Raw genomic sequence first — 1,106 nt, 5'->3', positions numbered from 1 at the left:
AATTTATAAAATGTTGGGTTATTAAAAATGAAAAGTGAGGTTTGTATATGAATACTGTCAGCCAAGAAATCCAAGATTTGTCCATTAAATCTTTGGAATCAACTTTTAATAAACTAACAAATGCTTATAAAAGCACGACAGAAAAAGGTTCAAACACAACTCTTGTCAAAAAGAGACTAAACGCAGTGAAAATTGGTTTAGAAAGCCTAAAAGGTACTTGGTATGGAGAAGATTTCGGCTATAACGAAGAAATCATATTGACTACTAAAAAAGTTTTAAAAGGTATCATTCCATCTATTGAAAAACAAATAGCAAAAGCAAAAGAAGGCAGTCCTCAAAAAACATTAAATGAGCGTCGCCTGACTGCACTAAAACTGGCAATCGAATCTTTGGAGAACCGTCTTATATAAGACGGTTCTTAAATTGTTTCAGAATCGTGTGAGTTACATAACAAGATTGAAGGAAACCGTTTTTACTACGGCTTCCCTTTATTTTTGCGTATTTAACAACATCCAAATCTAACAGAGTCTTTATATAAAAGGCATCCGGCACAGCCGGCGGCCCCGTAAAGGGGGGCATGCTGTTAAGATGATGCGGATTCTTTCTGGTCAAGGGTGATTTGTTTTGTCATGGTTTTGCCGTTTCGAATGAGGGTAACCTTTACCGTATCCCCGATTTTTGCATCGTTGTAAAGAAGGTTGCGCAGCGCGCTTCCTGTATCGGTTTCTTTTCCGTTAAAGCTGACGATGACATCGTTCTCTTTAAGGCCCGCTTTTTCAGCTGGGGAGCCTGAAGCGACCTGGCGGATGTAGACGCCTTTGTTTAACTGGCTGCCGCTTAATCCGAGGGTGCCTGTTTGATAGTTTTCCGGCACCTGCTCAAGATCCATCATGCCGATTCCGATGAACGGGCGCTCAATTTTTCCTTTAGACATCAGCTCTTCTGCAATCGGTTTGACATCATTGCTTGGAATCGCAAATCCGATGCCTTCTACTCCGCTTTCACTGATTTTCATGCTGTTGATGCCGATCACTTCACCCTTTGTATTCAAAAGGGCGCCTCCGCTGTTGCCGGGGTTGATGGCCGCGTCGGTTTGAATGACGTTC

1 protein-coding gene and 1 pseudogene are annotated in these 1,106 nt (G+C 41.7%); one reads left to right on the top strand and one right to left on the bottom strand.

Annotated elements, in window-relative coordinates; translation table 11 throughout:
- Positions 1-47 precede the first annotated feature (47 nt).
- Positions 48-410 carry a hypothetical protein gene (locus tag ACWHAR_RS22735; protein ID WP_003180937.1) on the top strand — a complete coding sequence of 121 codons (363 nt, stop codon included), beginning with the start codon at positions 48-50 and terminating at the stop codon, positions 408-410.
- A gap of 173 nt (positions 411-583) precedes the next feature.
- Here ACWHAR_RS22735 and htrA read toward each other — a convergent pair.
- Positions 584-1,106: pseudogene (gene htrA, locus ACWHAR_RS22730) on the bottom strand (serine protease HtrA); the annotation flags it as partial.

This window comes from Bacillus sp. LR--39, assembly GCF_053613335.1.
Note: the sequence above shows the minus strand (reverse complement) of the source record. Positions and strands in the feature narration are given on the sequence as shown.